Below are 26,730 nucleotides of genomic sequence, written 5' to 3'. Positions count from 1 at the left end.
ACCCTCCATCACCACCAGTTCAGTCCTTTGACGAGGACAGGACATGGACGCACGTCATGAAATGCTGAAGCTCATTCGCGCGAGGCGCGATGGCTTCTCGCTGGAACAGCCCTTCTACACCGATCCGGATTTCTTCAAGCTCGACATGGAGCTGATCTGGTATCGCGACTGGCTGTTCGTCGGGCATGATTGCGAGATCGCCAAGCCCGGCAGTTTCTTCACCGTCCAGATCGGCGCCTATCCGATCGTCCTGGTGCGCGACCGCGAGAACAGGATCCGTGCCTTCCACAATTCCTGCCGCCATCGCGGCAGCCGCGTCTGCACCGCCGACAAAGGCACCTCCGCGCGCCTGGTCTGCCCTTACCATCAGTGGACCTACGACCTCGACGGCAAGCTGCTGTTTGCCCGGCAGATGGCCGAAGGCTTTGATCGCAACGACTACGGCCTGAAGCCGGTCGCCTGCGAAAGCGCCGGCGGCTACATCTTCGTCTGCCTGGCCGACCAGCCGGCGGAGTTTGCGCCCTTCCGCCAGATGATGGAGCCCTACTTCCTGCCGCATCGCCTGGCCGACGCCAAGATCGCCTTCGAGAGCACCATCGTCGAGAAGGGCAACTGGAAGCTGGTCTGGGAAAACAACCGCGAATGCTACCATTGCGCGGGCAACCATCCGGAGCTCTGCAAGACCTTCCCGGAAGCCCCGACCGTCACCGGCGTCAACGGTGTCGAGGATGACCCCGAGCTGCTGGAACACTGGGCACGCTGCGAAGCATCGGGACTGCCGTCGCGTTTCGTCATCGATACGGCCGGTCAATACCGCACGACACGCGCGCCGCTGCTGCCGCACGCGGTGAGCTACACCATGACCGGCCAGCGCGCCGTGCAGCGCAACCTGTCCGACGCCGTTGCCACCGACCGCATCGGCACCCTGATGCTCTACCACTATCCGACGACGTGGAATCACATACTGGGCGACCACGCGGTGACGTTCCGCGTTCTTCCCATCAGCGCCACCGAGACGGCGGTGACAACCAAATGGCTGGTGCACAAGGATGCCGTCGAGGGCATCGACTACGACCTCCAGAACCTGATCCACGTCTGGACGCTGACCAATGACGAGGACCGCCGCATCGTCGAGGAGAATGCCTTCGGCATCAACTCGCCGGCCTATCAGCCGGGACCCTATTCCGAGCTGCATGAAGGCGGCGTGATCCAGTTCGTCGAATGGTATGCGCGCTTCATGGAGCCTCGGCTGACCGAAGGTGAAAGACCCGCGCTGCGCAGCGTCGCTTGAGGCCACTGCGATGAACGCCATGACGGGTGTCCACCTCTATCGCCATCTCGACGAGATGACGCCATGGAACGACCGCCTCCAGGTGCTGGAAGTGGCCGGCATCGTCGACGAAGCGCCGGAGGTGAAGACCTTCACCTTCCGCTCGGACGCGCAGACCTGGTTCCGCTACAAACCGGGCCAGTTCATCACGCTGGAGCTGCCGACGGCCGATGGTCCGCTGATGCGCACCTATACGCTGGCCTCGTCGCCATCGCGGCCGTTCTCGATCTCCATCACCGTCAAGGCGCAGGCCGGCAGCATCGGCACGCGCTGGATGTTCGACAACCTCAAGCGCGGATCGCGCATCAAGGCACGCGGCCCAGCAGGCGATTTCTCGCATCACAACCACGCCGCCGGGAAGTATCTTTTCATTTCGGCGGGCTCCGGCATCACCCCGATGATGTCGATGCTGCGCTGGCTGAACGACTGCGCGCCATGGACGGACATCGCCTTCGTCAACTGCGCCAGGCGGCCCGAAGAGATCATCTTCCGCAAGGAGCTGGAACTTCTCGGCGCCAACATGCCCGGCCTGTCGCTCGGTTTCATGATCGAGGAGCGGTCGAGCCGCGAAAGCTGGTTCGGCCATATGGGGCGGATCGACGCCGTCAGGCTGCCGCTTCTGTCGCCCGACTTCCACGAGCGCGAAGTGTTCTGCTGCGGACCCGATCCATTCATGCGTGCCGTGCGCACCATGCTGGAGGCGACCGGCTTCGACATGGCGCACTACCACCAGGAGAGTTTCGGCGCCCCCCCCGTGGAGGTCCCGCCCCCGGCCACCACCGAGGCAGGAGCAGTTGTGCCCGCTGAGGCGACGGTGCCGGTCCGTTTCGCCAGTTCCAATGTCGATGGCCAATGTGTGCCCGGCCAGACGGTGCTACAGGCGGCACGCGCCAGCGGCGTCCGCATCTCGGCGGCCTGCGAGTTCGGTCTCTGCGGCACCTGCCGCGTCAGGAAGGTCTCAGGCGACGTGGAGATGAACCACAATGGCGGCATCCTCGATGAGGAGATCGCCGAGGGATACATCCTCGCCTGCTGCTCAAAGCCACTCACCGCGTTGGAGATCGAGGCATGACCACCCGCGACGACGCAAGAATTGTCGCGGCGCGACCGCGAAAGGTCGACGGCAGGACGATGGCGGCGATCTCGCCGCTGCCGCCACCGGAAGAAGTCTTCGCCGACTGGCTGATGTCCGTGCCGCCAGGCATCTGCCTCGAGATTGCCGCGCAGCGGCAGATCGAACTGATCGACCGTCGCGGCTCCCTTCATCCCGATGTCGCGGTGCTGCGCAGCCTTCTGGCAACTGTCGCCTGTTCCGACGACTGGCCGAGACCCGTTCCCAATCTTTGAAGATCAGACCCGCGCCAGCCCTCCCAAGCCAACGATGAGTAGCCAGCAATGAGCATCGTGCATCTTCACCAATCAGCCGCCGACGACGCCATAGGCGACCTGATCGCGACGCACCGGCCAGGCCACGGCCTGGCCCGGCCGTTCTACATGGATCCGGCGATCTTCGAGCGCGACATGGAGCGCCTGTTTCGCCGGCACTGGCATTGCCTGGCGCATGCCAGCGTCATCCCCAACCCCGGCGACTTCGAGCTGTTCCGACTCGGCGACGAGCAGATCATCCTGACACGGGTGGCCGATGGCACGATCCACGCCATGCTCAACGTGTGCCGGCATCGCGGCGCCGAGGTCTGCACCAAGCCCAAGGGCAATGCGCGGTTCTTCGTCTGCCCCTACCATGCCTGGACCTACGCCAATGACGGCTCACTGCGCGCCGCGCGGCTGATGCCGAAGGATTTCGACCGCAACGAGCACGGTCTCAAGAAGCTGCATGTTCGTGTCGCGTCGGGACTCGTCTTCATCAGCTTCGCCGAGACGCCGCTCGACTTCGATCCGATCGAGCAGGCGCTGCGGACCAGTTGCGGCCAGTATGGCTGGGGCGAAGCGAAGGTGGCGCATCGCGAACTCTATCCGCTGCAGGCCAACTGGAAGCTGGCCGTCGAAAATTACGTCGAGTGTTATCACTGCGGACCGGCACATCCCGAATATTCCCAGACCCATGCGCTGGAGCAGCCGCTCGAGATGATCGAGAAGCTCAACCAGACGATGGAGGCGCGGACTTGCGCGCTGGGCATCGAGGTCGTCAGCGGCGATCGCTGGCAGAACTCGGCAATGGGGCAGGAGGCGATCCACACCTTCCGCTATGCGCTCTACGACGGCGTCTCCACCGGCAGCCAGGACGGCAAGCCGATTGCGCCGCTGATGGGACGGTTCGCCGAATATGACGGTGGCGTCACCTCGATCCATCTCGGCGGCACCACATTCCTCGTCTGCTACCCCGATCATGGCATGATCTACCGCTTCATTCCGAAGACCGCCGATACATGCGAGATGGAGCTGATCTGGCTCGTGCGCGGCGACGCCGAGGAAGGCCGCGACTACGACCTGGAAAAGCTGACCTGGCTCTGGAAGGTCACCACCGAGGAGGACAAGAAGATCATCGAGCACACCGCGCGTGGCGTGCGCTCGCACTATTTCGTGCCCGGCCCGATCGCGCCGATGGAGCACAACGAGCTTCGCTACATCAACTGGTATCTGGAGGAGATCAGCCGCCCGTAGCGAATGACCAGAGCTTGATCTCGAAAAGTGGGAACCCGTTTTCGGAAAAGATCATGCTCCAGCAAAGAGTTAGATCAGCTTGGCGATTCAATCGAACGCCCTCCTGATCCGACTGGGAAAATCCAACTGGGAGGAAGAGCATGAGCAGGAACAGAGGCGTGGTCTATCTGGGCCCCGGAAAGGTCGAGGTCCAGGACATCGACGATCCCAAATTCGCAGCGCCGGATGGCCGGCGCATCGAACACGCGGTGATCCTCAAGGTGGTTTCCACCAACATCTGCGGATCCGACCAGCATATGGTTCGCGGCCGCACCACGGCGGAAGCCGGCCTGGTGCTCGGCCATGAGATCACCGGCGAGATCATCGAAAAGGGCAGCGACGTCGAAATGCTCGAGGTCGGCGATATCGTCTCGGTGCCGTTCAACGTGGCCTGCGGACGCTGCCGTTGCTGCAAGGGGCAGGACACGGGCGTGTGCCTGACCGTCAACCCGGCTCGCGCCGGGGGCGCCTACGGCTATGTCGACATGGGTGGCTGGATCGGCGGGCAGGCCCGCTACGTCATGGTGCCCTATGCCGATTTCAATCTGCTGAAATTCCCCGATCGCGACCGTGCGATGGAAAAGATCCGCGATCTGACCATGCTGTCCGATATCCTGCCGACCGGCTTCCATGGCGCCGTTCGCGCTGGCGCCGGTGTCGGCTCGATCGTCTATGTCGCCGGTGCCGGACCTGTTGGCCTCGCCGCGGCCGCATCCGCCCGCATCCTCGGTGCTGCCGTCGTCATGGTCGGCGATTTCAACAAGGAACGGCTCGCCCATGCCGCCAAGGTGGGTTTCGAGGCCATCGACCTTTCCAAGAGCGACCGGCTGGGCGACATGATCGCCGAAGTCACCGGCTCCAACGAGGTCGACTGCGCGATCGACGCGGTCGGTTTCGAGGCCCGCGGCCATAGCGGCGGCGAGCAGCCGGCGATCGTGCTGAACCAGATGATGGACATCACCCGTGCTGCCGGCTCCATCGGCATTCCCGGGCTCTATGTGACGGAAGACCCAGGTGCTGTCGACGCGGCTGCCAAGCACGGCAGCCTCTCGCTGCGTCTTGGACTCGGCTGGGCCAAGGCGCAATCCTTCCACACCGGGCAGACGCCGGTGCTCAAATACAATCGGCAATTGATGCAGGCCATCCTGCATGATCGCCTGCCGATCGCCGATATCGTCAACGCCAGGGTGATCTCGCTCGAGGACGCCGCGCGAGGCTACGAGAGCTTCGACCAGGGCGCGGCGGTCAAGTACGTGCTTGACCCGCATGGCGATATTTCGAAAGCTGCCTGATCGGGACGACCCAAAAATGTCGCAGCCGTGGCGCAGGCTTTGGGAGAACCGATGGCCTGCGCCTCTTCCCGATGGGAACGGGAGGCTGCCGGATTGTGTTCGAGCCAGGAGATAGATCCATGAATTCCCCGGCAAAGCTGCGCGTGGGTTTTATCCTCGGCCGCTCTTTCACCCTGTCGGCCTTCGCGCTGTTCATCGACACGCTGCGGCTGGCAAGCGACGAGCTCGACCGGTCGGGCCGCGTCAGTGCGGACTGGCATGTGCTGGCAAGTTCGAAGAACCCCGTGAAATCGAGCTGCGGCGTGCAGGTCGTTCCAACGTCCGGTTTCGTCGACCCGGCTCATTTCAGCCATGTCGTGGTGGTCGGCGGACTGCTCAATGTGGAGGAGCCCGTCGACGCCGAGACCACGCGTTATCTGCGTCGCGTTGCAGCAGCAAACGTACCGCTCATCGGCCTGTGCACCGGCACGTTCATCCTGGCTGATGCCGGAACTCATGAAGAACCACGAGTGCTGTGTCAGTTGGCTCCATGCGCGCGACTTCCAGGACCGGTTTCCCGACCATGTCGTCCGCTCGGACAGGATCTTCCATCTCGATGAGAACCGTGGTTCTTGCGCCGGGGGCAGCAGCGCCGCCGACATGGCGGCGCTCATCGTGCGCAGCCACATCAGCGAGGATGCCGAACGCAACGCGCTGGAAGTCCTCCAGATCGATCACGCTCGCTCCCCCTTCCATCTGCAGGCGAGGCGCACATTTGCCGACGAGGCGGAAGACGTCCGTATCAAGGCGACGCTTCTGGCGATGGAGCAGCATATCAATGACCGTATCCCGATCACGCAGCTGGCGCGGCAGGTAGGGGTGAGCCGCCGCCAGCTCGAGCGCCTTTTCAAGGAGAAGGCGGGAATGTCGCCCGCCAATGCCTACAAGCGCGTGCGGCTGATCCATGCCAAGGCGCTTGTCGCAAACACCGATGCCTCCATGCTTGAGATCGCCCTGGAAGCGGGATTTGAAAGCGCCTCGCACTTTGCCAGGACCTTCAAGAAGTTCCACGGCCAGAGCCCGTCGGAGCTGCGGACGGCGGCTATCCATATCTGACGGGCCATATCTGACGGGAAAGTCCGCGCGAAACCGCAATGGCGGGTTCGCGGGATTTGTTGGCAGACGCGCGAGAGCAGCCTGAACGCCGCCGTGGCATGCTTGGGATATCGGTGATGCCGCCAGGTAGCCCCTCGGAAAGGCTTGCCGATCGACCCGGTCTGCGGAAGGAAACAAATCAATGTTCCTGGACGATACGCGCTTCCCGCTTGTCTTCGCGCGGGAGGAAGGACAGTCGCCTGCTTCGATTCTCGCCGAGCTCGAAGCGCTTCTGAACCGGCAGGCACCGTTCGTCCTGATAACCGACCACTCACCGGACGACCATGACACGGAAACGGCCGAAGAGCGCAGGGAAAAGGCCCTGTTCTTCAAACGGACCCGGGATCGTTTCAGGAAGTACTGCCGCGCCATGATCGTGATCGAGGGGAAAAAACCCACCAGCGCGGCGGTGCGGCTGGCTGCGGCGACCGCGAGCAAGGCGTTCGGCTTTTCCGTTCTTTTCGAGACCGACGAGAGGCGAGCGGCGGCGAGAGGCATGCTTGTGCTGCTCGAGTCGCGTGCCGGATCATAGGCTCCTCCAGGGCCTCGATGACATGCCGCACGGGTTTGGGATACGCTGTCGGTTTGGTTGATCCGGATCAGGAGAAGCGGGTGAATTTTCCGCAAATACAAGGCTTCGGGCAAGTGGATGACGTACCACGCCCCGTTTTCAGCCTGATCACCGAAACGACTTTCGTCGGCGAGACAGAGCCCCACCATCATGACAAGGCGCAGCTGATGTGTGTCATCGGCGGCGTGCTGACGATGCAGGCTGCCGGCGGGCTCTGGACCGTCCCGCCGCATTGCGCCATGTGGATACCGAGCGGTGTTTCCCATGCCGGTCGCGTCGCCGGGCATATCAAGATCCTCAACCTCTACATCGATGCGAATCTGGCCGCTGCGCTCGACCCGGATTGCGGCATCCTGTTCGTCCAGCCGTTCCTGCGCGAGCTCATCCTGCGGCTCGACTGCGCGACGCCGCCGGCGGCGATGGGCCGCGAACGCGAAGCCAGGCTCATCGCCGTGCTGCTCGACGAACTGGCGACCGCAACGCTGGAACCGATCCATCTGCCCATGCCGACCGACAGGAGGCTTCAGCGGCTGACCAGGGCGATGATCGAGCACCCGGACCAGCGCTTCACGATCGACGAATGGGGCGCCCGCGTCAGCGCCAGCAACAGAACGTTGAGCCGGCTGTTCCAACGGGAAACCGGCATGTCGTTCCTTCGCTGGCGACAGCAGCTTCACATCGGCCTGGCGTTGCGGCGTCTTGGGGAGGGCCAGTCGGTCACCAACATCGCCGGCGATCTCGGCTATGACAGCGTCAGCGCGTTCATCTCCATGTTCAAGCGCATGCTGGGAACAACCCCGGCGCGCTATTTCGAGGATGTTGCCACAGGCCTCGCCGAGGGAAACGCGCGAAGGACGCTTGCCCGCGGCGAAGCGGTTGGCCACGGCGCCGCCGAGGCTGGGGCAGCGCCGAACATCATCCCGCTGAAAAAACGGCCGGCGTGACGTGATGCTGCGTGCGCGACAAGCAGGGCCGAACCGGGACAGCGTCGGAGCCGCCATATCCGACGCCGACGCGTGCGATAAAGATATAAACATTTCTTTATGCGCTATTGACTTCATCTGACAATTGCAGGAGGGTGAAGGCGTCTAGGTTCCCCGATCGTTGCGTGCAGCGCGCCGGGGCTAAGAGGGAAGTCGGTGCCCCGTCATATTCGGGAAAGCCGAAGCTGCCCCCGCAACTGTAAGCGGTGAGCTGACGTCCAGAATGTCACTGGGGTGAAACCCTGGGAAGACGGACGGAAGCGATGACCCGCGAGCCAGGAGACCTGCCTTGACGAAAAAACGTCCACGGGCGGGGTGTCCCGGTGTGCCGTAGCGGAGGCCGCGTAGCGGACCGCCTTGCTATGTGTCCGCTGACCCATGCCCCCAATTCATTGGGGTAAGTCGTGTCTCAAACCAGAATTCAAGTCGCCAACCCCCGCCTGTCCCTTGTCGATCGCCGGCAGGTCGCAATGAGTGACGACTTTACGTTTCGCCTCAAGAGTATTCGTTTTGACGAGGAATATAGCCCGTCGGACAACACGCGTATCACGACCAATTTCGCCAATCTGGCCCGAGGGGAGAACCGACAGGAAAACCTGCGCAATGCCCTGAGGATGATCGACAATCGGTTCAACGCCCTGGCGCATTGGGATAACCCCAAGGGCAATCGTTATTCTGTCGAACTCGACATCATTTCGGTTGAGATGATTATAGGCGCCGAAGGCAACAACAATGCCTTCCCGATAATTGAAATATTGAAAACAAACATCGCTGACCGAAAGACGAACGAGCGGATCCAAGGCATCGTGGGGAACAATTTCTCCTCCTACGTGCGAGACTACGACTTCAGCGTATTGCTGCCGGAGCACAACAAAAACCGCCCGGAATTCAGCATGCCGGACAATTTCGGAGATCTGCATGGAAACCTGTTCAGAAATTTCCTGAGCTCAGATGCCTACAAGGAGCATTTTTCCAAGCCTCCGGTCATATGTCTGAGTGCTTCAAGCAGCAAGACATATCACCGCACCGAAAATCGGCATCCTGTATTGGGCGTTGAGTACCGGCAAGATGAATTGTCCTCGACGGACCAATACTTTCAGAAAATGGGAATGCAGGTCCGCTATTTTATGCCATCGAATAGCGTAGCGCCTCTGGCTTTCTATTTTATCGGCGACCTGCTTGCAGACTACACCAATCTTGAGCTGATCGGCACCATCAGTACGATGGAGACTTTTCAGAAGATCTATCGACCCGAGATCTACAACGCCAATTCGTCGGCGGGGGCGTGCTACCAGCCGAGTCTGACGCACCAGGATTATTCATTGACCCGCATCGTCTACGATCGGGAAGAGCGTAGCCGGCTGGCGATCGAGCAGGGAAAGTTCGCCGAGGAGCACTTCATCAAACCATACAAGTCCATCCTCGAGCAGTGGTCCGTCAATCACGTTCGCTGACCAACCAAAAGACAAGGCCGCCTATCATGAAAACACTGTTGCCCACGTCAACCGCCGGCAGCTTGCCAAAACCCTCGTGGCTGGCCCAGCCGGAGAAACTCTGGTCACCCTGGAAACTGCAGGATGAGGAGCTCGTCGAAGGCAAGCAGGACGCTTTGCGTTTGTCACTCGACGATCAAAGACAGGCAGGCATCGATATCGTCAGCGACGGCGAGCAGACACGCCAGCATTTCGTCACGACGTTCATCGAGCACCTGGACGGGGTTGATTTCGAAAAGCGTGAGACCGTCAGAATTCGGGATCGCTATGATGCGAGCGTCCCGACCGTCGTCGGCGCTGTGTCGCGCCAAAAGCCGGTTTTCGTTGAAGACGCCAAGTTCCTGCGCCGGCAGAGCAGGCAGCCTATCAAATGGGCTCTGCCGGGTCCGATGACCATGATCGATACGCTCTTTGACAATCACTATAAGAGCCGCGAAAAACTGGCCTGGGAATTCGCCAAGATCCTCAATCAGGAAAGCCAGGGAACTGGAAGCTGCCGGCGTCGATATCATCCAGTTCGATGAGCCCGCATTCAATGTCTTCTTTGACGAGGTGAATGATTGGGGTGTTGCCACCCTGGAAAAGGCAATCGAAGGGCTCAAGTGCGAAACTGCCGTTCATATCTGCTACGGGTATGGCATCAAGGCCAACACAGACTGGAAGAAGACTCTCGGGCCGGAATGGCGGCAATATGAGGAATCTTTCCCCAAGCTGCAGAAATCCAGCATCGGCATGATCTCCCTGGAATGCCACAACTCTCACGTTCCAATGGATCTCATCGAACTTGTTCGCGGTAAAAAAGTGATGGTCGGGGCCATCGACGTGGCAAGCGATACCATTGAGACGCCGGAGGAAGTGGCCGCTACTCTGCGAAGAGCACTTCAGTTTGTCGATGCCGACAAACTGTGCCCCTGCACCAATTGCGGCATGGCCCCCCTCTCCCGTCGAGTAGCCAGAGGCAAGCTGAATGCCTTGAGTGCAGGCGCGGAAATCGTTCGAAAAGAACTCACAGCCCGGGCCTGACGACCGGGCACGTCCAGACAGCCACGCGATGCGGTCGACTGACTGGACATGCCTTGCCGTTCCCGCCGCAGGGAGACAGGCGGCCTTGCGCGAGCGCCTCGGTTTGCCCGCTCCGAACGCGCCCGAGAGATCAAAATGAATGTGATGCAGCATCGCTTCGGCATTGTGGACAGAGCCACGTTTCGCAACGGGATGTCGCGCCTCGGCACTTCGGTCAATGTCGTCAGCACCAATTCCGGCGGCAAGCGCTACGGCTTTACGGCCTCCGCTGTCTGCAGCGTCAGCGATACCCCGCCGACCCTGCTCGTCTGTATCAATCGTGCGAGCTCATGTTTTCATGCTTTCGAAAACGCACGCTATTTCTGCGTCAACACGTTGATGCCGGGCCACGAGGACCTTTCCGACGCCTTCGGCGGAAAGACACCGGTGGTGAACCGATTTGCGCTTGGCGAATGGACCGAAGGTCTTACGGGTGTTCCCGTCCTGACAGACGCCTCGGTCAGCTTCGAATGCGAACTCAGCAATGCCGTCGATGAGGCAACCCACCGTGTCCTCTTCGGGCGCGTGGTAGACGTCCGCGAGAACGAGGAACAGGCAACGCTGCTCTACTGCATGCGTCGCTATCTCAACGGCTAGCCTGATACGTTGGCTAACCCTATACCAGCGTTCCCGAGTGTCAGTTCCCAAATCGGCCACCGTTTCTTCGCTCTGGAGATGCGTGGGAAAGCTTGCCGAGCAGGCTCGGCGTAACCCATGTCGCAAGGCGGCCCGCAGCCATTGCGAACGAAACGGAAACGATGCTTCATGACCGCATGAACATCGCCATCCGTGATTCGATCGAGGATCCAGCCTATCTGTCCAAGCTGAACGACGGCCAAAGGGCAGCGGTCCTGCACGGCGACGGCGCGGTTTGCGGACCGCTGCTGATCATAGCCGGCGCCGGCTCGGGCAAGACGAATACGCTCGCCCATCGGGTGGCGCATCTCATCCTGCGCGGCGCCGATCCGCGTCGCATCCTCCTGATGACCTTCTCGCGTCGCGCCGCGACCGAGATGACGAGGCGTGTCGAGCGCATCGCCGCCGAGGTGATGAAGGATCGCGCCGCCAGCCTGACGGAAGGCTTGACCTGGGCCGGCACGTTCCATTCGATCGGCGCGCGATTGTTGCGCGACTATGCGCTGGAGATCGGGCTCGAGCCGAGCTTCACCATCCACGACCGCGAGGATTCCGCAGACCTGATGAACCTGGTCCGGCACGATCTCGGCTTCTCGGAGACCGAGAACCGCTTTCCGACCAAGGCGACGTGCCTTGCGATCTACTCGCGCGTGGTCAATGCGCAGGACGTGCTGGAAAAGGTCGTCGCCGACTGTTTCCCCTGGTGCGTCGGCTGGAGCGAGGAGCTGAAACGGCTGTTCGGCGCCTATGTCGAGGCCAAGCAGCGGCAGAATATCCTCGATTACGACGATCTGCTGCTCTACTGGGCGCAGATGGCGGCGGAACCGGACATCGCCGCGCATCTGTCGTCGCGCTTCGACCACATCCTCGTCGACGAATATCAGGACACCAACCGGCTGCAGGCCTCGATCCTGACGGCAATCAAGCCGGACGGGGCCGGCCTGACGGTGGTGGGCGACGATGCCCAGTCGATCTATTCGTTCCGTGCCGCGGAAGTCCGCAACATCCTCGATTTCCCGACCTTGTTTCCGGCGCCCGCCGATGTGGTCACGCTCGATCGCAACTATCGTTCAACCGACGCGATCCTGAATGCGGCGAATGCGGTCATCGGCGAGGCGACCGAACGCTTCACCAAGAACCTGTGGACCGACCGCGCCTCGCACGAAAAGCCGGCCATCGTCACCGTGCGCGACGAAGCCGAACAGGCGAGCTACATCTGCGACGAGGTGCTGAAGGAACGCGAGACCGGAACCCAGCTCAAGCAGCAGGCGGTGCTGTTTCGCGCATCCCACCATTCGGGCCCGCTCGAGGTCGAGCTGACCCGCCGCAACATCCCCTTCGTGAAATTCGGCGGGCTGAAATTCCTCGACGCGGCCCATGTCAAGGACGTGCTGGCCGTGCTGCGCTTCGTGCAGAACCCGCGCGACCGCATTGCCGGCTTCCGTGTCATGCAGCTTCTGCCGGGCATCGGGCCGTCGGCTGCGACGCAAGCCATCGACAGCATGGAGCAGTCGCTCGACCTCGAGATCGGCCTGGCGCGTTTCGCGCCGCCGGCGCGCGCCGCCAGGGACTGGCCGCTGTTCGTCGATCTGTTCTGCGACCTGCGTCGCGGCCCGGGCTGGCCGTCGGAGATGGAGCGGGCAAGGCTGTGGTACGAGCCGCATCTCGAGCGCAAGCACGAGGACGCGACTGTGCGGCGGGCGGACCTCCTGCAGCTCGAGCAGATTGCGTCCGGCTATCCGTCGCGCGACCGCTTCCTGACCGACCTGACGCTCGACCCGCCCAGCGCAACCAGCGACGAAGCCGGCCCGCCGCTTCTCGACGAGGATTATCTGATCCTGTCGACGATCCATTCGGCCAAGGGCCAGGAATGGACCAAGGTGTTCCTGCTCAACGCCGTCGACGGCTGCATCCCGATCGATCTCAGCGCCGGCGAACGCAAGGAACTGGAAGAGGAACGCCGCCTGCTATACGTCGCGATGACGCGGGCGAAGGATTCCCTGCACCTGATCGTGCCCCAGCGTTTCTACCCCTCCAGCCAGGTCGCGCGCGGCGACAGGCATGTCTATGCATCGAAGACGCGCTTCATCCCGTCCCACATCCTGCAGCATTTCCAGCTCACGTCCTGGACAAGCCAGGCGCTGCGCAACGAGCAGTCGGCGCGGCCGAGCACCAGCGTTGACCTTAAGGGCAAGATGCGGTCGATGTGGAAGTAGTCAGCCGGCGCTCACGGCCGCCGGGCGCCCCTGTGATCATTCGGCGGCCTCGACTTGGCCTGCCCCTATGATGGTCCTGATCTCGGAGCGGCAGGAGCCGCAATTGGTGCCGGCGCCGAGTTCCCTGCCGATGGCCTCCAGGCTGCGGCAGCCGGCGGAAACGGCGTCGGCCAGCTGGTTGACGCCGACATTGAAGCAGGAGCAGACGATGCGGCCGGCTGCCGGCGTGGCTGCCGGCGAGCGACCCGACAGCAGGGCCTGGCGGTCAGCCGGGGTGAGCTGCTCCCGGCTGCCAAGCAGCGATACCAGCCAGTCGCGTGCCGGCAGTTGTCCCTTCGAAGCAACCATCAGCGCCTCGGCCAGCGCGCCGGTTTCGTCCACCGCCGCGGCTCGATAGGTCAGGCCCTTGCGATCGCGATATTCGACGAGATGGCCTGGCGTGGCGAGCAGGCCGCGTGCCAGCAGGATGCCCTGGTCCGGCGTCTCGGTGCCGCAGAGTTCGTAGACCCAGCCGCCGGCAACGGCCGACCGGCTCCAGTGAACGAAGCCGGTGGGCCGCAGATTGCGGCGTGTGATCAGAACGCCCGCCCAGGCGATCTCCTCGCGCGTGATGCGCAACGGTACGCTCTTCAGCTCCGGCTGGCCGGAATACGGATCGGTGATCGGCGTCGCCAGTGCCCCTGCCCCGGCATTGGCGGCGAAATGACCACTCCAGTGCATGGGCAGGAACGCCTGGCCGGGCTGCTGCGCGTCGGTGATGCGGACCCTGGCGCGGGCGGAGCCATAGCGTGTCGACAGATGCGCGAGATCGCCGTCGGCCAGCCCGCCGGCTGCAGCATCGAGCGGATTGAGGTCGAGCATCGGTTCCGGCGTGTTCGCCATCAATCGTGGCACGGCACCGGTCCGCGTCATGGTGTGCCACTGATCGCGCAGCCGTCCGGTGTTGAGCGTCAGCGGATGCCCGGCGCTGACTGCCAGCGCCACACCCTCCTGCCGCACGGCGATGAAACGCGCACGGCCGTCAGCGGTCGGAAACCTGCCGTCGCCCAGCAGGCGGCCTGCCCTACGTTCATCACGCGCCGGCCAGAGCCGGGGCTCGAATGTCTCATAGTCCGCGTCCGGCATGCCGGCCAGCGTGCCGAGGTCGAACAGCCGCTCACCCTTGTTCTCGAAAGCGGACAGTGCGGCATGCTCGCGGAAGATCGCGGCTGGACCGGCAAAATCGAAAGCCGCGCTGAAGCCCATGCGGGCAGCAACGTCACAGATGATGCGCCAGTCGGGCCGGACCTCGCCCGGCATGGCCAGGAATGGCCGCTGCCGCGAAAGCCGGCGCTCGGAATTGGTGACCATGCCGTCCTTCTCACCCCAGGCGGCGGCGGGCAGGAGCACCTCGGCGAAACGGGTGGTGTCGGTGCGCGCCACGTCGGAGACGACGACGAAGTCGCAGGCCTTCAGCGCCGTGCGCACGCGGCCGGCATCCGGCATCGACACGGCGGGATTGGTACCCATGATCCAGAGCGCCCTGATCCGGCCATCGCCGACGGCGCGAAACATATCGACCGCTTTCAACCCGGCTTTGGTTGCGATCTCCGGCGCGTTCCAGAAGCGTGCGACACGCTCGACATCTTCCCCACTGTCGAAATTCATGTGGGCGGCGAGCTGGTTGGCGAGCCCTCCCACCTCGCGGCCACCCATCGCGTTCGGCTGTCCGGTCACCGAGAACGGCCCCATGCCGGGCCTGCCGATGCGGCCGGTCGCGAGGTGGCAATTGATGATGGCATTGACCTTGTCGGTGCCATGCGCCGACTGGTTCACGCCCTGGCTGTAGACCGTCACCACCCGTTCTGTGACCGAGAAGAGCTCGAAGAAAAAGCGGACATCGGCCGGCGCCAGGCCGCAACCCTGCGCCACGTGCTCGACGGTGGGCGCATCGGCCACGGCCAGTGCCAAAGCCTGATCTACCCCTGTCGTGCTCGCGGCGATGTAGTCCCTGTCCAGCGTGCCGGCACGCGCCAGTTGCGCGAGCAGGCCGTTGAACAGCAGCACATCCGCACCGGGATCGAGTGCCAGGTGCAGGTCGCATTCGTCGGCCGTGGCGGTGCGGCGCGGGTCGATCACCACGATACGGGTACCGCGGGCTTTGCGGGCGGCCAGCAGGCGCTGATACAGTATGGGATGGCACCAGGCGGTGTTCGACCCGGTGAGCACGACCAGGTCGGCTTCGTCGAAATCCTCATAGACCCCGGGCACGACATCCTCGCCGAAGGCGCGGCGGTGGCCGGCAACCGTCGATGCCATGCAGAGCCTGGAATTGGTGTCGATGTTGGCGGAGCCGATGAACCCCTTCATCAGCTTGTTGGCGACGTAGTAGTCCTCTGTCAGCAATTGCCCGGAAATGTAGAAAGCGACCGAATCCGGCCCGTGCTCGGCAATGGTGTTCTGGAACCGGCTGGCGACGAGGTCGAGCGCCGTGTCCCAGTCGGCGCGTCTGCCTGCGACTTCCGGATGAAGCAATCGCCCGTCGAGGCCGATGGTTTCGCCAAGCGCCGATCCTTTCGAGCACAGCCTGCCGCGATTGGCGGGATGGCCGGGATCGCCACAGACCTCGCCGCCGGGCTTGGCCAGCACGCCGCAACCCACCCCGCAATAGGGGCAGGTGGTTCTCACTTCAGTGCCGCTCATGTGCAGGTTCACTCTGCTGCCTGCAGCATTGCGCCGAGCGCGACCGCGATGCGCCCGTCCTCGACGCGCACCGGGATCGTCTTCACCGCCCCCTCGTCCGCGCCGAGCGCCTTGCCGGTTTCCAGCGAAAACACCCAGTTGTGCAGCGGGCACGTCACCGCCGCACCGTGCACGATGCCCTGGCTCAGCGGCCCGCCCTTGTGCGGGCAATGGTCCTCGATGGCGAACACACGGTCGTCATGGGTGCGGAAGACGCCGATCCTGCCGTTCCGGGTCTTCACGCAGCGCGCGCCGCGCAGCGGAATGTCGTCGAGCACGCCGATATCCAGCCAGTCCATCTTCATCACTCCGCAGCAACCCTGAAATCCGTCTCGGCCATCGGCCGGAACTCGTGCTTGTCCTTGCCCGAGACACGCTCGGACCATGGATCGACCTGCGCGAATTTCTGGCTGAAGACAAAGCGTTCGAAATAGGTCTTGCGCCTGTCGGGATCGGCCATGACCTGGCGGCGGATCTCATCGAGGCCGACACGTTTTGCCCATTTGTAGATGCGCTCGAGATACCGCGCCTGCTCGCGGTACATCTGCACGAGCGCGACGATCGCCTCCAGCGCCTCATCCTCGCTGCGGACCAGGCCGAGGACCTCCGTGCCCTTGATGTCGAGGCCGGCGGCACCGGCGAAATGGATCTCGTAACCGGAGTCCACGCAGATCACGCCGACATCCTTGCAGGTCGCCTCGGCGCAGTTGCGCGGGCAGCCGGAGACCGCCATCTTGACCTTTGCCGGTGTCCACGAACCCCACATGAATTTCTCGATGCGGATGCCGAGGCCGGTCGAATCCTGCGTACCGAAGCGGCACCAGTCGGTGCCGACGCAAGTCTTCACCGTGCGCAAACCCTTGGCATAGGCATGGCCAGAGACGAAGCCGGCCTGGCCGAGATCGGCCCATACCGCGGGCAGGTCTTCTTTCCTGACGCCCAGCATGTCGATGCGCTGGCCGCCGGTGACCTTCACCGTCGGGATGGCGAACTTGTCGACCACGTCGGCAATGGCGCGCAGCTCGGCCGCCGAGGTGACGCCACCCCACATGCGCGGCACCACCGAATAGGTGCCGTCCTTCTGGATGTTGGCGTGGACGCGCTCGTTGATGAAGCGTGACTGATAGTCGTCGGCATAGTCGCCGGGCCAGTCGGCAACGAGATAATAGTTGAGCGCCGGCCGGCATTTGGCGCAGCCGCAGGAGGTCTTCCATTCCAACTCCTGCATCAGCGCCGGGATGGTCTTGAGGCCCTTGGCCCTGATCAGCCGCCGCACCTCGTCATGGCCAAGGTCGGTGCAACTGCACATCGGCTGTATCGCAGCCGGGTTGTAGGTGTCGCCCAGCACCAGCGCCATGACCTTCTCGACGAGGCCGGTGCACGAGCCGCATGACGCCGACGCCTTCGTGTGGGCGCGCACGTCGTCCAGCGAAGCCAGCCCCTTCTCCGTGATCGTGGCAGCGATCCTGCCCTTGCAAACGCCGTTGCAGCCGCAGATTTCCGCATCATCCGCCAGAGCCGCAACGGCCGCCAGAGGGTTCGCGGAAGCGCCCCCCTGGAAGGCCTGCCCGAAGATCAGCGTGTCGCGCATCTGCGAGATGTCGACTTCTTTCTTCTTGAGATCGTTGAACCAGGCACCATCGGCCGTCTCGCCGAACAGCACCGTGCCGATGATCCTGTTGTCCTGCAGGATCACCCGCTTGTAGATGCCGGCTGTGGCGTCGCGCAGGATGATCTCCTCGCGGTCCTCGCCGTCGGCGAAATCGCCGATCGAATAAAGGTCGATGCCGGTGACCTTGAGCTTGGTCGGCGTGTCGGAATGCACGAAGCGTCTTTCTTCGGCACCCGCCAGCTCCGCCGCAACCACCCTGGCCATTTCATAGAGCGGCGCGACGAGGCCATAGACGCGTCCGTCGACCTCGACGCATTCGCCCAGCGCGAAGATGTCCGGATCGGAAGTCTGCATGCGGTCGTCGGTGACGATGCCGCGACTGACCTCCAGCCCCGCCTCCCTGGCGAGGCCGACATTCGGCCGGATGCCGACCGCCATCACCACCAGCGTCGCCGGGATGATCTCGCCGGTGTCGATCTCGACGCCCTGCACCTTGCCGTCGCCGACGATCTGCCGGGTGTTGGCCCTGGTCCTGACCGTGATGCCGCGTGCCTCCAGCTGCTTCTGCAGCAGGTAGCCGGCGGCCGGGTCGAGCTGGCGCTCCATCAGGGTTGGCATGACGTGCAGCACGGTGACGTCCATGCCGCGCTCCTTCAGGCCGGCCGCAGCTTCCAGCCCGAGCAGGCCACCGCCGATGACGACAGCCCTGTCGCGCGACTGGGCGGCGAGCAGCATGGCGCCGACGTCGTCGAGGTCACGGTAGGAGAGAACGCCGGGCAGATCCTTGCCCGGCACCGGGATGATGAAGGGCACCGAGCCGGTGGCGATGACCAGCCTGTCATAGGGTTCGGTCACGCCCTTGTCTGAGGTGACGGTCCTGGCTTCGCGGTCGATGCCGACGATCTTGTGGCCCTTGTAGAGCACGATGCCGTGCTTGATGTACCAGCCATCGCCGTGGATGACGATTTCCTCGTAGTCCTTCTCGCCCGACAGAACCGGCGACAGCATGATGCGGTCGTAGTTCACGCGCGGTTCGGCATTGAAGATGGTGATCTGGTAGCGACCGGGTGCGGCTTCGAGCAGGTGCTCCAGCATGCGCCCCGGGGCCATGCCGTTGCCGATGATGACGAGTTTTTCTGTCATGAACTCCAGGCTCCGCTTGGCTATTCGGCTGGGGAGATGGCGGCCTGCTCGGCCAGCGCGCGGGCCTGCTCCATGCGCAGGATGGCGAGATGCATCCAGGCAAGGCAGGCGGCGACGATGACGAACAGCAGCATGAAGCAGCTCGACCAGACATTGGTCAGGTCGTTGAGCACACCGAAGGCGATGGGCAGGACGAAGCCGCCCAGCCCGCCGATCATGCCGACAAGGCCGCCGACGGCGCCGACATTGTCGGGATAGTAGACCGGGATGTGCTTGTAGACGGCCGCCTTGCCGACAGCCATGAAGAAGCCGAGCACGAAGGCTATTGCGATGAAGGCGATCCAGCCGATCTCGATATGGAAGGAGACCGGGCCGCTGATGCCGCGCACCGTGAAATCGGCCGCCGGCAAAGCCAGCACCGCACAGCACACCGCCGAAACCGCGAAGGTCCAGTAGAGCACCATGCGCGCGCCGATCCTGTCCGACAGCACGCCGCCATAGGCGCGGAAGATGGAACCCGGGATTGAATAGGCGGCCCCCATCATGCCGGCGGTGGCGATGTCGAAGCCGTAGACGCCTATCAGGTAGCGCGGCAGCCAGAGCGCCAGCGCGACGAAGCCGCCGAAGACGAAGAAGTAGTAGAGCCCGAAGCGCCAGACGCGCACGTCCTTCAAGGGCTCGAACTCGGCCCGGAAGTTGCGCGGCGGATTGGCGCCGGTGGCACGCCGCTGCTGGATCACCGGATCATCCTCGGCGCTGAACCAGAAGAAACACGCCATGAGGCCAAGCACGCAGGCCCAGATGATCGCCACATCCTGCCAGCCCAGCGCCAGCATCACGAAGGGAGCCAGGAATTTCGTGACGGCGGCGCCGACATTGCCGACGCCGAAGATGCCAAGCGCGGTTCCCTGCTTTTCGGCGGGATAAAAGCGCGAGACATAGGCGACGCCGACGGCGAAGGAACCACCTGCCAGGCCGACGCCGAGCGCAGCAACCAGCATCTGCGGATAGGTCTGCGCGAACGCCAGCAGGAAGGTGGCGAGTGCTGCCGCCAGCATGGTGGCGGTGTAGACCAGGCGACCGCCGAAGCGGTCGGTCCATACGCCCAGCACGATGCGGGCAAGCGAGCCGGAGAGGATCGGCGTGCCGACCAGCAGGCCGAATTCCGTTTCCGAGAGTCCGAGCTCCTGCTTGATGCGGATGCCGATGATGGAAAAGATCGTCCACACGGCAAAGCACACCGTGAACGACAGCGTGGACAGGGTCAGTGCATGCGTGGCCGCCGGATCGCGGCCTTGTCGGGAAGATACGCTCATTGTTCGCTCCGTATTCGGCAAGCGCCGCCGTGCGGTTGAAAACAAAAAGGCTGCCGGACAGGTCGCCGCGCGTCCGTACATCCGGGATCGCGTGGTGACCTGAACGGCAGCCTTGCCTGATGCGCCCGTCGTTGGACGCGGAAGTCGTGGCCCAACCCTGGGCCTCGACTGTTACAAAGCAGGATGCGTGCCAGTTTTGGCCGGCGGAATTTTATGCAACGGAATCAAAGAAATTCGGCGCCGGGCCCAAATCGGCGTCGTGCAGCGCTGGCAAAACTTCCGGCATACAGGATATCGCAATGCACAAAAATGATGCAGTGCGAAAGATTGCCTGCGCCTTCATCCGGCGGGAAGCTGGCCCCGGATATAGTCCTCGACATGGTCGGGGTCGAAGACGGCTCCGTCGAAGAAACCGTCCGGCCCGAGCACCAGGCTGGCGCCGGCAGAACCGACCGGCGTTTCGGTGACCAGCGCGCCTTCGACCTTGGCGTTGGCCCCTGGCAGCGCCACGCCGAGATCGCGCAGGGCCTGACGGTAGAGGTCGGGACGATAGGTTTCGCGCGCAATGGTTTCGTTTGCCCGGGTCGCCTCGATCTGACCCCACCGGGCCATCTGGCTGTAGAACCAGAGGGCATGGCTCTTCCAGGGAAAGGTTGCAGCCTTGGCCTGCGGCACGAAGAAATCCGCCGTCGAAACCTCGCCGCCATCGCCGGTGCGGATGAGCCCGGCGAGCGCCGGCTTCAGCCATTCGGCGGGACAGTCGACATGGGTTGGCCTTGCCATGAGTTCAGCCAGCTCGCCACGGTTGCCACTGTCGCCGCACCAGACGGCGGCATGATAGAGCGCCCGCAACAGCGCCGAGAGCGCCTCTGGCTGTTCCTCGGCCCATTCGGCCGCGACACCCAGTACCTTTTCCGGGCTGGAGCGCCAGATCCCGGCCTTGGTGGTGACGATGCGTCCGACGCCTTTCGCCACCGCCGCCGTGTTCCAGGGTTCGCCGACACAATAGCCGTCGATGCGCCTGGCGCCGAGCGCGTCGGCCATGAAAGACGGCGGCACGATGACGATCTCGATGTCGCGCTCAGGATCGACGCCGCAGGCGGCGAGCCAATAGCGCAACTCATAGTTGTGACCAGAGTGCGGATGCACGACGCCGAAACGCAGCGGCGCCTCGCCGACTGCCTTTCGGTGCGCCACGGCCGCGGCCAGCGCCTCCCCGGTGGAACGCGGATCGAGATTCGGCGACGCGCCCTGCGCCAGCATCGCCTGCCAGAGCGCACGCGAGACGGTGACCGCATTGCCGCCGAGCCCCAGGGCCATCGGCGCGATGGTGCGCGCGGCGAGCGGTGTCAGGCCGAGGTTGCAGGCAATAGGCATCGGCGCCAGCATATGCGCCACGTTGAAATGACCTACGGCCAGGCGGTCGCGGATGCTCGCCCAGGAATTCTCCCGGGTGAGATGGAGATCGATGCCTTCGCCGGCCGCAAAGCCCAGCTCTCGCGCCACAACCAGCACGGCGCTGTCGAGCAGCGGCAGGAAACCCGCGGATATCTGACAGACCCGGCTCATTGATCATCTCCTGCGCCCAGCAGGCCGGCAGCGGTGACCAGGCTCTGCGCCACATCGCTGATCTTGCGGTTCTGGTTCATCGCGGTCTTGCGCAGCAGCGCATAGGCTTCCTGCTCGGAGAGCCCGCGCGATTTCATCAGGATGCCCTTGGCGCGCTCGACCGTCTTGCGGCTCTGCAATTCGGTGCGCGCTTCCTCGAGTTCGCGTTCCATCCGCGAAAATGCGTTGAAGCGGCTGATCGCCATGTCGAGGATCGGCTTGACCCGCTCCTTCTTCAGGCCATCGACGACATAGGCCGAGACACCGGCATCCACCGCGGCCTCGATCGAAGCGGTGTCGGAACGGTCGACGAACATGGCGATGGGCCGCTTCACGGCGCGCGACAGCTGGAACATGTTTTCCAGCATGTCGCGGTTGGGATTCTCGATATCGATGACGATGACGTCCGGCTGGAGCGTGGCGATGCGGGCGGCGATGCCTGTCACGTCGTCGACAAGCGTGACCTCGGCGTGGCCGGCCTCGCGCAGCCCGGCCTCGATGATCGCCGCGCGGATACGGTTCTCATCGATGACGAGGATGCGGAGTGCACTGCCGAGCATGCGCCACTTTTGCCGCGCATTTGCTGCAATGCAACAAAAATTGAACCCGGTCTCCTGGAAAGCCGGACCGGCGCGCTTCGCGGCGGTGTCGACCTCACCGGCAAAATATGGTCGATGGCGGGGTGGGAGGCGTTGATCGTTGTGGAGGATGGATGATGTTTCGATCGTTGCTGCTGGCTGTTGCGCTCGCGTCGGCCGCTCTTTCAATCCCGAAGACGGCGCTGGCCGGCCAGGCCGCGCAGACGTCGAAGGCCACCATCCAGGCCGACCTTGCCTACCTGCTCTACACGCCTTCGGACTATGAAACCTCCGGCAAGACATATCCGCTCGTCGTCTGGCTGCATGGCGGCGACCAGGGCGGCAGCGACATCGAGAAGGTCCGGCGGAGCGGACTGCCGAAGCTGATCGAGGGCGGCAAGGAATTTCCGTTCCTCGTCTTCTCGCCGCAGAACCCCAGCGAGGAATTGCTCTATCCGATCGAGAAGGTGGACGCCGCGCTCGAAGAAGTTATCGCCAGCCACCGCGTCGACCGCAGCCGGATCTACGTGATCGGCTACAGCCGCGGCGCTTTCGGCGCCTGGGCGCTGGCCGAGCAGTTTCCGCAACGGTTCGCGGCCGTCGTCCCGATCGCCGGCGGCGGCAACCGCCATTATCTCAGCAGGACGAACGAAAAAGCCGCGTTCTGGGTATTCCACGGCACCGATGACGATGTCATTCCGCTGTCGGACGCAGTGGTGCTTTATGAGCGGCTGATAGGTCTCAAGCGCGATGTGCGGCTGAGCGTGCTCGAAGGCGTCGATCACTCGGCCGTCGAGGCGGCGTCGTTGAGCGACAGCAAGCTGTGGGACTGGCTTCTGAACCAGCGCCTGTAGGCATGTCGTACAATCGCGACGCGCATTGGCGCGCCGCGAAACAACAAGCCCCATACCCGGGCGGGAATGGGGCTTGTCGGTAACGTGTGAGCGGGTCTGGGTTATGCGGCCTGGCCTTGCGGACGCGGCGCGAGACCGGCGCCCTGCTCGCAGACCTCGATGTGCTTGGCCAACGCCTGGTTCGACAGCACCGCGCTGATGGTGGTGATGTCGCGGCCCTGGTAGCGCGGCATCTGCTGGAGTTCCTTCAAGCGTTCCAGAAGCGAAATACGGGTCATGGTCTAGCTCCTTTGCTGATATTCCGTGCGATGCCGTAGCCGGCACCGACGCTGTCCGTCCCCCATGCCCCTTAAATACCTGTCGAAGGCAGCTCGTCAGGCCGCCTTCTTCCTGCCGGCTGCCTTGACAGCGTTGAACGGGATCTCGACGTCGACGGCCAGCGTCGAGACCTGCTCGCCGCGCTCCATCTTCACGCTCACCTTGTCCTGGTCGATCTGCATATGCCTGGAGATGACACGCAGGATTTCGTCCTTGAGCTTGGCGACAAGGTCTGAGCCGCCGGCGCTGGCACGCTCATGGGCGAGCAGCACCTGCAGACGCTCGCGCGCCGCCGGCGCAGACTGCGTCTTTGAGAAAAACCGGAACAGGTTCATGCCGCCTTCCTCCCGAAGAGCTTGCCGAAGAAGCCCCGCTTCTCGCCCGGGATGGTGACCGGCAGTGCTTCGCCGCGCAGCCTGCGCACCGCGTCGAAATAGGCCCGCGACGGCGCGCTGTTCTCGTCGGCCAGCGTGACCGGTGAACCGAGGTTGGACGCGCGCAGCACATCCATGCTTTCGGGAATGATGCCGAGCAGCGGGATCGACAGGATCTCCAGCACGTCATCGACCTTCAGCATGTCGCCGCGCTCGGCGCGGTTGGAATCGTAGCGCGTCAGCAGAAGGTGCTTTTCCATGCGCTCGCCGCTTTCGGCCTTCAGCGTCTTGGAATCGAGCAGGCCGATGATGCGGTCGGAATCGCGTACCGAGGAGACTTCCGGATTGGTCACGACGATGGCGATGTCAGCATGGCGCATGGCAAGGGTGGCGCCGCGTTCGATGCCGGCCGGGCTGTCGCAGATGACCCAGTCGAAAGCTTTCTTCAATGACGCGATCACCTTCTCGACGCCCTCCGGCGTCAGATTGTCCTTGTCGCGCGTCTGCGAGGCCGGCAGCAGGTAAAGCGTCTCCACGCGCTTGTCGCGGATCAGCGCCTGGGTCAGTTTCGCTTCGCCCTGGATAACGTTGACGAGGTCGTAGACGACGCGCCGTTCCGCGCCCATGACGAGATCGAGATTGCGCAGGCCGACGTCGAAATCGACGACGACGACCTTGTCGCCGTTCTGCGCCAGAGCGGCGCCCAGCGCGGCCGAGGACGTGGTCTTGCCGACGCCGCCCTTGCCCGATGTCACCACGATAACCTTGCCCATTGACCTCTCCTTTATGGACCTTCGTCGGGTCAGCTTAAAATACCGGTTTTGAGCGCATGGCCTTCCAGCCACACCTGCACTGCCCGCCCCCGCAGATCCGGCTCCATGTCCTCCGCCGTGAGGTAGAAGCCGTCGATCGCCATCATTTCCGCCTCCAGCTTGCGGCAGAAGATGCGCGCCGAACCGTTGCCGGTGGTGCCGGCAAGCGCCCGCCCCCGCAGCGTGCCGTAGACGTGGATCGAGCCGCCGGCCACGACTTCCGCGCCCGAGGCGACCGAACCGACGATGGTGACATCGCCTTCGGGAAAGAAGATCGACTGGCCGGAGCGGACCGGTTCGTTGACGACCAGCGAACCGGTGACCTGAACCGACGGCCCGGCAGCCGCGATCGTTTCCACGGCGGGCGCATCCTGCGTTGCGATCGATTCGCCAGCCCCAGCTGATTCGTCCTCAGCCGCCGGATCGAAATCCGAGGCCGGGCGGCCGTCATTCATGGCCGGCGGCATGTCCGGGCCAAGCAGCGAGTGCCGCGCGCCTTCGAGGCCCATGACGCGGACGTTGCGCTGGCTCAGTTCGTCGACCAGCGTGCGCAGTTCCGCCTTCTTGATATCGAGGCCGGATATGTCGAGCACCACGGGCCGCCTGAGGAAGAACCCGGCGGAACGGGCGGCGAGATCGTCGAGCCCGGCAAGCCAGTCCTCGAACGGCAATTCCGGGGTAAGCGACAGGGCAAGGAAGGAACGCCCCTTGAGGCGGATGGGCCGGGGTTTGGTTAACACGATGGTGATCTTGGTTAATTTTCGGTTTCCAAGGTGTAGGAGCGAAATGGTTAACAAAAGGTTAACGCCCGGCTCGCGCAAGGTGGTTTGACACGTGCAATCGGATAGTCGGCTGGGCATCGGTCGACGGGCCGGAGCGCTTTCGCCCGGCTCTCGTTACGTCCCGGTACACGGGCCGCCTGCCCCGGAGCCGCGTGGCTATGGTTGACATGCGCACGCCAGCCGGATGCTGATGATGAAGAGGCCAATGAGCAAGCCATGCGCAGATATCTCGCCGACACAGTCGCGCAGATCGTGTTTTCGACGATCGTCGGAGCGTTCGTCGAAATCGTCGTCGCGGGGCTGACACCCTGGCAGAGCGCCGGCGTGCGGCTTGCTGCAACACCGGTCATCCTGTTCATCGGCCGCCCATACGGCATATACCGCGACTGGCTGTTCCGCCTGACAGGTGCCCATTCCAGCCAGTTGGGGGCCATTGGCGTCGATACAGTCGCCAATGTCAGTTTCCAGATACCGGTCTACTGCGTGCTTCTTGCCATCAACGGCGCAACCGCCTCGCAGATCGTATCGGCCGCAGGCAGCATCGTGGTCATCTCCGCACTCTGCGGCCGGCCCTATGGCCTGTTCCTGCAATGGTGCCGGAAACTGTTTCGACTTCCCTCCGAGCCGGAGAGCGGACACCCTGAAGCCGTGGAGAAAGACGTGCCGTCGCCCTGATCATCGGGACCGCCTGTTTTCGACGCGCAAGGCAGCACGTTTCCGGCGTTCTGAAGACTCCGCTTGACATTTTTGTTCTCTTTTTGTTCACTGTCTTTCCCGAAGCCGCAGGAGGCTGGAATGTGGACTCTCACGATCAGGATGGATGGCGCGACGAAGGAAGAACTTCGCAACGCGTCGAAAGCAGCGGAAGCCGTCTTCATTCGCGAAAAGATACATCCGCTGGATGGACTGGCAGGACACTCCCTGCTCGAGGGCTGGGACGAGCGTGGCTGCCATGACGATGACCCTGACTATACGGATGATGACGCCAGGAATGCCAACACCTGGATCGGCGCGGAAGAAGCCGCGATCCTTGCCTTGAGCAAGAGCCGTTCCTTTTTTGAAGTTTCGCGTGCGTTCGAAATGACAGTGGTCGAGATCAACGCGCCGGCCAACGCGCTGCCCGTTGCCGCCAACTGCGAAATCGACCTGCTCGTGCGCAAGGCGGCGTAACGCGGTTCGGTTTCTGAAGCGCGAAACCGCCCTGACTTTTGTCTTACGCAAAACCGCCGTGCGC

General features: G+C 63.4%; 23 protein-coding genes, 2 pseudogenes and 1 riboswitch. Of the genes and pseudogenes, 15 read left to right on the top strand and 10 right to left on the bottom strand.

The window, feature by feature from the left end; all coding sequences use genetic code 11:
* Positions 1-43 precede the first annotated feature (43 nt).
* The 12 genes and pseudogenes from ACFJIU_RS06705 to ACFJIU_RS06650 all read left to right on the top strand — a co-directional run bounded on the left by ACFJIU_RS06705 (position 44) and on the right by ACFJIU_RS06650 (position 13,378).
* Entirely contained in the window at positions 44-1,291 is a 1,248-nt protein-coding gene (locus tag ACFJIU_RS06705) for an aromatic ring-hydroxylating dioxygenase subunit alpha (protein ID WP_379069040.1), read from the top strand.
* A 19-nt stretch (positions 1,292-1,310) separates the two neighbouring features.
* The gene (locus ACFJIU_RS06700) at positions 1,311-2,402 is read left to right on the top strand and encodes a 2Fe-2S iron-sulfur cluster-binding protein (protein ID WP_379072987.1); all 1,092 of its coding nucleotides are present in this window, start codon (positions 1,311-1,313) and stop codon (positions 2,400-2,402) included.
* Complete coding sequence (locus tag ACFJIU_RS06695; protein ID WP_379069037.1) at positions 2,399-2,677, top strand: hypothetical protein; 279 nt, start codon at positions 2,399-2,401, stop codon at positions 2,675-2,677. The genes ACFJIU_RS06700 and ACFJIU_RS06695 overlap by 4 nt, the downstream gene beginning before the upstream one ends.
* 48 nt (positions 2,678-2,725) lie before the next feature.
* A complete protein-coding gene (locus tag ACFJIU_RS06690) occupies positions 2,726-3,952 on the top strand; it encodes an aromatic ring-hydroxylating dioxygenase subunit alpha (protein WP_379069034.1) in 1,227 nt (408 codons plus the stop codon).
* A gap of 140 nt (positions 3,953-4,092) precedes the next feature.
* Positions 4,093-5,283, top strand: coding sequence for a formaldehyde dehydrogenase, glutathione-independent (fdhA, locus tag ACFJIU_RS06685; protein WP_379069031.1), 1,191 nt, complete (start codon positions 4,093-4,095; stop codon positions 5,281-5,283).
* 119 nt (positions 5,284-5,402) lie between these two features.
* Positions 5,403-6,378, top strand: a pseudogene (locus ACFJIU_RS06680) (GlxA family transcriptional regulator).
* A gap of 181 nt (positions 6,379-6,559) precedes the next feature.
* Positions 6,560-6,949, top strand: a complete 390-nt coding sequence (locus tag ACFJIU_RS06675) for a hypothetical protein (RefSeq protein WP_379069028.1) — start codon at positions 6,560-6,562, stop codon at positions 6,947-6,949.
* An 80-nt stretch (positions 6,950-7,029) separates the two neighbouring features.
* A complete protein-coding gene (locus ACFJIU_RS06670; protein WP_379069025.1) occupies positions 7,030-7,932 on the top strand; it encodes an AraC family transcriptional regulator in 903 nt (300 codons plus the stop codon).
* Positions 7,933-8,061: 129 nt separating this feature from the next.
* Positions 8,062-8,278: riboswitch (cobalamin riboswitch) on the top strand.
* Positions 8,279-8,441: 163 nt separating this feature from the next.
* On the top strand, positions 8,442-9,425 hold the full coding sequence (locus tag ACFJIU_RS06665; RefSeq protein WP_379069023.1) for a DUF1852 domain-containing protein: 984 nt from the start codon (positions 8,442-8,444) through the stop codon (positions 9,423-9,425).
* Between the two features lie 26 nt (positions 9,426-9,451).
* Positions 9,452-10,487 (top strand): annotated as a pseudogene (locus tag ACFJIU_RS06660) (methionine synthase).
* 135 nt (positions 10,488-10,622) lie between these two features.
* Positions 10,623-11,123, top strand: a complete 501-nt coding sequence (locus ACFJIU_RS06655; RefSeq protein ID WP_379069020.1) for a flavin reductase — start codon at positions 10,623-10,625, stop codon at positions 11,121-11,123.
* A 176-nt stretch (positions 11,124-11,299) separates the two neighbouring features.
* A complete protein-coding gene (locus tag ACFJIU_RS06650; RefSeq protein WP_379072986.1) occupies positions 11,300-13,378 on the top strand; it encodes an ATP-dependent helicase in 2,079 nt (692 codons plus the stop codon).
* Positions 13,379-13,414: 36 nt separating this feature from the next.
* Here ACFJIU_RS06650 and ACFJIU_RS06645 read toward each other — a convergent pair whose 3' ends face one another.
* The 6 genes from ACFJIU_RS06645 to ACFJIU_RS06620 form a co-directional block, all read right to left on the bottom strand.
* Entirely contained in the window at positions 13,415-16,060 is a 2,646-nt protein-coding gene (locus tag ACFJIU_RS06645; protein ID WP_379069017.1) for a molybdopterin-dependent oxidoreductase, read from the bottom strand.
* 8 nt (positions 16,061-16,068) lie between these two features.
* Positions 16,069-16,404 (bottom strand): nitrite reductase small subunit NirD, encoded by a 336-nt coding sequence (gene nirD, locus ACFJIU_RS06640; protein ID WP_379069014.1) that lies wholly within the window; start codon positions 16,402-16,404, stop codon positions 16,069-16,071.
* Positions 16,404-18,854, bottom strand: a complete 2,451-nt coding sequence (nirB, locus tag ACFJIU_RS06635) for a nitrite reductase large subunit NirB (RefSeq protein ID WP_379069011.1) — start codon at positions 18,852-18,854, stop codon at positions 16,404-16,406. Before nirB ends, nirD begins: the two co-directional genes overlap by 1 nt.
* A 20-nt stretch (positions 18,855-18,874) precedes the next feature.
* The gene (locus ACFJIU_RS06630) at positions 18,875-20,170 is read right to left on the bottom strand and encodes a nitrate/nitrite transporter (RefSeq protein ID WP_379069008.1); all 1,296 of its coding nucleotides are present in this window, start codon (positions 20,168-20,170) and stop codon (positions 18,875-18,877) included.
* Between the two features lie 339 nt (positions 20,171-20,509).
* The gene (locus ACFJIU_RS06625) at positions 20,510-21,739 is read right to left on the bottom strand and encodes a CmpA/NrtA family ABC transporter substrate-binding protein (RefSeq protein WP_379069005.1); all 1,230 of its coding nucleotides are present in this window, start codon (positions 21,737-21,739) and stop codon (positions 20,510-20,512) included.
* Positions 21,736-22,338, bottom strand: coding sequence for an ANTAR domain-containing response regulator (locus ACFJIU_RS06620; protein WP_379069002.1), 603 nt, complete (start codon positions 22,336-22,338; stop codon positions 21,736-21,738). Before ACFJIU_RS06620 ends, ACFJIU_RS06625 begins: the two co-directional genes overlap by 4 nt.
* Positions 22,339-22,493: 155 nt before the next feature.
* On the opposite strand from ACFJIU_RS06620, the gene ACFJIU_RS06615 reads away from it, so the two are divergent.
* Positions 22,494-23,210, top strand: coding sequence for a dienelactone hydrolase family protein (locus tag ACFJIU_RS06615; protein ID WP_379072985.1), 717 nt, complete (start codon positions 22,494-22,496; stop codon positions 23,208-23,210).
* A gap of 101 nt (positions 23,211-23,311) precedes the next feature.
* On the opposite strand, the gene ACFJIU_RS06610 is transcribed toward ACFJIU_RS06615, so the two are convergent.
* From ACFJIU_RS06610 to minC, 4 genes are all read right to left on the bottom strand, one after another.
* Positions 23,312-23,488, bottom strand: a complete 177-nt coding sequence (locus ACFJIU_RS06610) for a hypothetical protein (RefSeq protein WP_165358217.1) — start codon at positions 23,486-23,488, stop codon at positions 23,312-23,314.
* 96 nt (positions 23,489-23,584) lie between these two features.
* Entirely contained in the window at positions 23,585-23,863 is a 279-nt protein-coding gene (gene minE / locus ACFJIU_RS06605; protein WP_379068999.1) for a cell division topological specificity factor MinE, read from the bottom strand.
* Positions 23,860-24,675: a septum site-determining protein MinD gene (gene minD / locus ACFJIU_RS06600; RefSeq protein ID WP_129414378.1), complete on the bottom strand. Its 816-nt coding sequence runs from the start codon at positions 24,673-24,675 to the stop codon at positions 23,860-23,862. Before minD ends, minE begins: the two co-directional genes overlap by 4 nt.
* 29 nt (positions 24,676-24,704) lie before the next feature.
* On the bottom strand, positions 24,705-25,463 hold the full coding sequence (minC, locus tag ACFJIU_RS06595; protein ID WP_379072984.1) for a septum site-determining protein MinC: 759 nt from the start codon (positions 25,461-25,463) through the stop codon (positions 24,705-24,707).
* Between the two features lie 249 nt (positions 25,464-25,712).
* Between minC and alaE the strand changes: the two genes are divergently transcribed.
* Positions 25,713-26,171, top strand: a complete 459-nt coding sequence (gene alaE, locus ACFJIU_RS06590) for an L-alanine exporter AlaE (RefSeq protein WP_379068995.1) — start codon at positions 25,713-25,715, stop codon at positions 26,169-26,171.
* Between the two features lie 120 nt (positions 26,172-26,291).
* Positions 26,292-26,666 (top strand): hypothetical protein, encoded by a 375-nt coding sequence (locus ACFJIU_RS06585; RefSeq protein ID WP_379068992.1) that lies wholly within the window; start codon positions 26,292-26,294, stop codon positions 26,664-26,666.
* The last annotated feature ends 64 nt before the right edge of the window (positions 26,667-26,730 follow it).

Source organism: Mesorhizobium sp. UC74_2 (assembly GCF_042701485.1).
Classification (GTDB): Bacteria; Pseudomonadota; Alphaproteobacteria; order Rhizobiales; family Rhizobiaceae; genus Mesorhizobium.
Note: the sequence above shows the minus strand (reverse complement) of the source record. Positions and strands in the feature narration are given on the sequence as shown.